We start from the raw sequence: 5,182 nt of genomic DNA on the forward strand, positions 1-5,182 counted from the left end.
CATTTGTAAACAAATGATATTCATAACTGTTTTATCAACTTTCCACATGCTAAGATGTGAGCAGACAGGGAATTTGGTTTTAAAAAGGAGGAGTAACATGTATGGTTCAACAGACCGATCAATGCCTCAAAGATTTCTCATTTTGATATTGGAGTGTATTTTTCTGCTTATAGCCTTTTGGCTGCTGTTTATGGAAGGCAATGAATTCTTTCATCTTCCCGAGGGGGATTTAACAAGAAATATCGTATTATTCGTCTGTTGTATCATTACTTTCTTTCGAATGAACTATATGGTGTTTTTTCTATTGAGGAGGGGGATTACCTGGGGAGAAGCATTGAATGTGCCATTTGCATTTGCTCTTTATTTCATTGGGTATTCTTTGTTGGGCGGAATTGTAGACAAACCTATTTATTGGCTCGACTATTTTGCGATATTCTTTTTCCTGATTGGTTCAGTGATTAATTCCTTATCAGAAATTTTAAGAGATAGCTGGAAGAAAGATAAACGCAATAAGGGAAAGCTATATACTGGGGGATTGTTTAAATATGCCGTTCATATCAACTATTTCGGTGATCTGGTCTGGGTGAGCGGCTTTGCTTTATTGACAAGAAATAGTTGGTCTATATTCATTCCAATTGCTTTATTCTGCCTTTTTGTTTTTTATAATATTCCGGTTCACGATCGATATATGAGGGACAAATATGGTGAGTCGTTTCGGCAATATGAAAAGGGTACGAAGAAATTTATCCCTTTCATTTATTGAGTTTTTGCAGACTTCACACTTGATAAATAGAAGAAGGAAGAGGTGAAGAAAGAGGAGTATTTATGTAGGGGGAAAGATAGAAGGAGGAATATTTCATCCCCCAAGTTATGCTTTCAGTATACTAAAGAAGTGCTGAATTCTCCCCCGTTACCAATCACGGATGAATAAATACAGGGGTACCAATCGGAATAGTCCTCGCCAATTCCTCCACATCTTTATTATACATCCGGATACAGCCCATTGAAACGGCTTTTCCGATTGAGCCCGGGTTATTGGTCCCGTGAATCCCATAGTGCTCTTTGGATAAGCTCATCCACATGGTGCCGAATGGTCCGCCGGGATTAGGCGCCTTATTAATGATGATGTAGTTACCCACTGGCGTGCCCGTCACGATTTTCCCGACTGCAATCGGATACTGCTTTTGCAGTGTGCCGTTCTTTCTGAGCAGCTTTAAGGTGCGGTTGTTTACAGACACGTCAATTTTATACGGGAGGGTATCAGGCTGGGGAAAACCCGGTATGACAATTGACTGGCCGGGGTAGATGACATTTGGATTGATGGCTGGGTTGGCTATGATGAGGGTTTGAAGCGGGATACGGTAGTCTCTTGAAATTTGAGTTAGTGTTTCACCGGCTTTCACAAAGTGATTCATATGATCCGCCCCCTTGAATAGTTCTGGACCTTATATTGTATGTTTGTGTTGGGATATTATTTATATATCAATCTAAGACATTATGCAAAAATGGTTCGGTTAACCGCATCAGAAAGATAGGACCAATATCATTTTCCCGCAGAACTCATCACCTTTATAAAATCCTTCAAAAACATTTCATAGTTCATTTCAAGATAAATATTGCTATTCTTTTCTGCCGGTTTCGAGCTGACCCTGAAATCGGCGATGGACGTTCCTTTTCCTTCCCCAGTTGTAAAAACTTCAACTTCCCTTCTGATAGTCCGCCCCATTTCAGGGTTCACCATAAGGGAAAGGGTCACCACATCGTGCAGAGGAGCTCCTTCGATTCCGGGAACAAGCTTTTTATACGCTTCAATATAGTATTTCATGACTTCATCCATGATCTGTACAAGAGGGTGGTCTGTCATCTCAAGAATGACCTGTATGTGTTCCATTTTCACGATGGCTTTGTTAGAGACATTAAGCGGAACGATATAAAGATTGTCAAAGTTCGTCATGACTAGACGGGAAGCTGTGGGGTCGCCATAGAAATTGGCTTCCGCTGACGGAGTCACATTTCCCGGTACGAAAAACGCGCCGCCCATAATATAAAATTCTTTAACGGTCTCCGTAAGATTTTCCCCTAAGAGAAACAGGGATGCAAGCGAAGTGTTCCGTCCTACATCAACGAGAGTAACATCCTTATTGTTTTCAATAATGTCATAGATTTTGGAAAAGTTGGTGAGTTCGAATATGAGATCTTCCGGAGGGCGGATGGGGCCAAGTCCTTCCTGCCCATGGATTTCAGGATAAAACGTGGGAATCTCACCCGATAATGGAGCATTGGTACCTCCTATTATGGGGATGTCGGTTCTGCCAGCCAGTTCAAGCAAATATGCGATATTATCAGTGGCTTGCTCTTTATCCACATTGCCATAGCTCGATACAATGGCGAGGACTTCGATTTCAGGGTTCAGCAGGGCATACATAATGGCTATCGAATCATCAATGCCCGGATCAGCAAACAAAATGATTCTCTTCATTGTTCATCCTCCTCACTTTGTATATTGCGGTCTTTGTATAAGGTATCGAGGAGAGATAGAGATTATTCCTTTCTTGAACAGGAATGCCCACTATCCGGATAACGTAAAAAGGGACGGTACTCCTGCTGCAACAAGCAAGGAAACCATCCCTTATTGTATCTTCAATGAAAATGTCCATCTATCGATTGCGGACTGACTTTGTTACCAAACACTTTTACAACGGTGAATTTGTATTAAGAATGCGTGTTAATTCCTCTGTCAACCGGAGGAATTCCTCTTTGTTTCGATTGCATAGTGAGTTGTCAATTTGTTGTGCGATCTGCTCTTTGCGAAATGTCAGCAGAGCTTCATCTAATACCATTTCTGCCAGTAAAGAGTCTATGCTATTAATTTCAGGCTGTTGGGAATGAAGCAAATGTTTTTTCATGAAAATTCAACTCCTTGACCTTTTTTCTATTATACTAACCAATATCTAAATATTCAAACATTTTTCAAAAAAATTTATCTTATTGCAATCCAATTAGGAAAAACGCTTTGCATCCAAGCGATTTACATTATCTAATCAAGGAAAGGATGTTATAATTATCCAATGGAAAAGGGGCAAATATGTTGAAAGATTAAAAAGTTTCCTGCAAATAGTCTTACTATTCATCGTCACCATTTTAAGGTTGTTTTAAGATTTAATAAATTTAAGTCAATGTTCACTGTATAACCATTAGGAGGGGTCAAAATGAACAAAAAAATATCATTCATTCGTTCAACCAACTTAGCTTCCGTTGATTATGCGTACGCTTCAATAGTTCCTTCAACTATGGATCTTCTTTTTTTGGCAGGATCTTGCCCGCTTAACAAAGAAGGGGATGTCCAGCATTTAGGAGATTATGAGCTTCAAGCAAAAAAATGTATGGAGAATTTGAAAGAAGTACTGCAGGAGTGTGGTTCTACATTGGAAGATGTTGTATATACCAGGGTGCTTGTAGCTTCTCAGAATCAAGCAGATTTGTCAGCGGCATGGAATACGATAAGAAAAGAGTTTGGTGTTCATGACGTTCCAAGCACTTTAACAGGAGTGACGGTATTGGGTTACACAAATCAATTGGTGGAGATCGAAGCGATAGCAGCAAAGGAAAGCTGAAAGGGGACCGATGAATTGATCTATGAATTAAAAAGAATAGTTCAACACACAGCAGAAGATGAAGCGAAATCTCTATTATTCCAAACCCTAATCCGCATCCATATGGCAGAAGATAAAGCTTCATATACAGAGGATCAACTTTTGTCCGACCTTAAACGGACCTATGCAGATTTTCTGGATTATAAACGAAGTGAAGCGAATAAGATGCAGAACCGAAAATATAAGGTTACACATATCGTTTTTGGTGATTCTGCTTCAGGCAGTTTGAACTTGGCATTAGAAGAAATGGAATTACAACAGGACGAAATGATCATACGTCTCTCAGATCTGTTTTCGGTTGGTCCCGTGTGGAGACTTCATAATGAGAAAGGCATCAGTCGCCGTCATGAATGGCTGCAAAATCACCTAAACCTGGATGATCATTATTTGGGGGAATATCGTGATAACTTTAAGCAGACGATTATAAAAATTAACTCGATACCGGAACACTCTTCTATCTTCATATGGGCTGGCGACAACGCTCATGAACAGACTGCATTAAGATATGTTTGTTATTTATTGAAGGATAAGACTGCGAATACTTTCCACATCAACACGACAAAACAATTCAACCAACAAAATGATACATCGGAATATGAATATTTCCCGTTGCATACTGGAGAAATTTCTCACGGTCAATTAAGTACCATCTATGCAAGTAATAGGGACATTGAGCCTCTAAGTAAGATGGAACGTACTCGGCTTGAAGATGACTGGAAAACATTGTCCACTACACAAGAAGTACTGAGAAAATGGGAAAACAATGTCTTATACAGTGTGGATGTGACTTATTACGATGACTATATCATCAAAACAGCAGAAAAATTACATAGAAAGCGTAAAAATGGGGAGTTTATGAAATCAGCCCGATTAATCGGTGAGGTCATTGGTCATTTAACGGATTATATTGATGATTCTTTCTTAGAGTATAGAGTAAGACAATTGATCCTAAAAAGCATATTTGAAATAAAAGGAGTTCCGAAAGCAATGAGGTTTTATAGTGTGAGACTTCGAGAGTTAAAACATGAAAATGAACTAACATAAGTAATTAGATGGAATTAATGACAACTTGAATGCGGTTTTCATCAAAATAATGATAAATGAGAAATCAGGTGTGCAGATGAATCAACAATCAGAACTGAGACTTACACGATATACTACCGAATACGACTCCACCTTAAATGAATTTACCCTGCCGGAAGACCAAGAGAAATTCACAGCACTTCCGACTGAGATGATCCAGCTATCAAAGGTGGATACAACCAGAAACCCTGTGGTACTTCTAAATCAAAATCATCCTGTAGGGTTTTTTGTCCTGCAATTTGGAGATAGAGTCAAAGAATACACATCCAACAAAAAAGCACTGTTATTGATTGCGTTATCGATAAATTCATCAGAACAAGGAAAGGGGTATGCGAAACAGGGATGCGTCTATTGCCGGCGTTTGTACATCAGGAATTCCCTGAAAGTGACGAAATTGTTCTGGCTGTAAATCATAAGAATATTCCTGCCCAGAAACTATATAAAAA

At 39.2% G+C, this 5,182-nt stretch carries 7 protein-coding genes; 4 read left to right on the plus strand and 3 right to left on the minus strand.

All coding sequences use genetic code 11. The features are described from left to right. The first annotated feature begins 97 nt into the window (after positions 1-97). Positions 98-763, plus strand: coding sequence for a DUF1295 domain-containing protein (locus HP456_RS19500; protein WP_172254195.1), 666 nt, complete (start codon positions 98-100; stop codon positions 761-763). Between the two features lie 154 nt (positions 764-917). Here the strand turns inward: HP456_RS19500 and HP456_RS19505 are convergent, their stop codons facing one another. The 3 genes from HP456_RS19505 to HP456_RS19515 form a co-directional block, all read right to left on the minus strand. Then, a complete protein-coding gene (locus HP456_RS19505; RefSeq protein ID WP_172254196.1) occupies positions 918-1,415 on the minus strand; it encodes a L,D-transpeptidase family protein in 498 nt (165 codons plus the stop codon). Positions 1,416-1,543: 128 nt separating this feature from the next. Further along, positions 1,544-2,479: a nucleoside hydrolase gene (locus tag HP456_RS19510; protein WP_172254197.1), complete on the minus strand. Its 936-nt coding sequence runs from the start codon at positions 2,477-2,479 to the stop codon at positions 1,544-1,546. Between the two features lie 214 nt (positions 2,480-2,693). Then, on the minus strand, positions 2,694-2,906 hold the full coding sequence (locus tag HP456_RS19515; protein WP_172254198.1) for an IDEAL domain-containing protein: 213 nt from the start codon (positions 2,904-2,906) through the stop codon (positions 2,694-2,696). 303 nt (positions 2,907-3,209) lie between these two features. Between HP456_RS19515 and HP456_RS19520 the strand changes: the two genes are divergently transcribed. The 3 genes from HP456_RS19520 to HP456_RS19530 all read left to right on the plus strand — a co-directional run bounded on the left by HP456_RS19520 (position 3,210) and on the right by HP456_RS19530 (position 5,145). After that, positions 3,210-3,614: a RidA family protein gene (locus HP456_RS19520; protein WP_172254200.1), complete on the plus strand. Its 405-nt coding sequence runs from the start codon at positions 3,210-3,212 to the stop codon at positions 3,612-3,614. A 15-nt stretch (positions 3,615-3,629) separates the two neighbouring features. Continuing rightward, a complete protein-coding gene (locus tag HP456_RS19525) occupies positions 3,630-4,697 on the plus strand; it encodes a DUF1835 domain-containing protein (protein WP_172254202.1) in 1,068 nt (355 codons plus the stop codon). Positions 4,698-4,773: 76 nt separating this feature from the next. Beyond that, entirely contained in the window at positions 4,774-5,145 is a 372-nt protein-coding gene (locus HP456_RS19530; RefSeq protein WP_172254204.1) for a hypothetical protein, read from the plus strand. The last annotated feature ends 37 nt before the right edge of the window (positions 5,146-5,182 follow it).

The sequence above is a fragment of the Bacillus haikouensis genome (assembly GCF_013179555.1).
GTDB classification, from domain to species: Bacteria; Bacillota; Bacilli; order Bacillales; family Bacillaceae_B; genus Rossellomorea; species Rossellomorea haikouensis_A.

Coding starts and splice junctions, on each gene's coding strand:
- HP456_RS19505 (WP_172254196.1), bottom strand. CDS start 1,415: ATGAATCACTTTGTGAAAGCCGGTGAAACACTAACTCAAATTTCAAGA.
- HP456_RS19510 (WP_172254197.1), bottom strand. CDS start 2,479: ATGAAGAGAATCATTTTGTTTGCTGATCCGGGCATTGATGATTCGATA.
- HP456_RS19515 (WP_172254198.1), bottom strand. CDS start 2,906: ATGAAAAAACATTTGCTTCATTCCCAACAGCCTGAAATTAATAGCATA.
- HP456_RS19520 (WP_172254200.1), top strand. CDS start 3,210: ATGAACAAAAAAATATCATTCATTCGTTCAACCAACTTAGCTTCCGTT.
- HP456_RS19500 (WP_172254195.1), top strand. CDS start 98: ATGTATGGTTCAACAGACCGATCAATGCCTCAAAGATTTCTCATTTTG.
- HP456_RS19530 (WP_172254204.1), top strand. CDS start 4,774: ATGAATCAACAATCAGAACTGAGACTTACACGATATACTACCGAATAC.